Below are 253 nucleotides of genomic sequence, written 5' to 3' on the forward strand. Positions count from 1 at the left end.
GCGTCCAGGCATCGTCGCCGAAGCCATGGCGCGCGTATGCGGCGCGGAGCTCGTCGAAGACGGCGGCGAACGTCGCGCCGGGAACGGTCGCGTCGAGGATGTCGGCCTCGACTTCGCGCAGGCGCGCCTCGCTCTCGGCGAAGCGGTCGTGGTCTGCGAAGGTCACCCAGCGGCTCATGCTGACGTGTAATCCGTCGCGCACCGTGGTGATGACGCTCATGGCACGGTCTCCGAGCAGGGCGTCGGTCGGGAT

Annotated in this window: 1 protein-coding gene; it reads right to left on the bottom strand. The window is 69.6% G+C overall.

What is annotated here, in order from left to right; translation table 11 throughout:
• Positions 1 to 220, bottom strand: a 220-nt coding sequence (locus SB660_RS22325) for a hypothetical protein (protein WP_410584652.1), incomplete at its 3' end; no start/stop codon positions are given.
• Positions 221 to 253: the final 33 nt, after the last annotated feature.

This window comes from Bacillus sp. SIMBA_005 (assembly GCF_046535585.1).
In the GTDB taxonomy this organism is placed as follows: Bacteria; Bacillota; Bacilli; order Bacillales; family Bacillaceae; genus Bacillus; species Bacillus pumilus.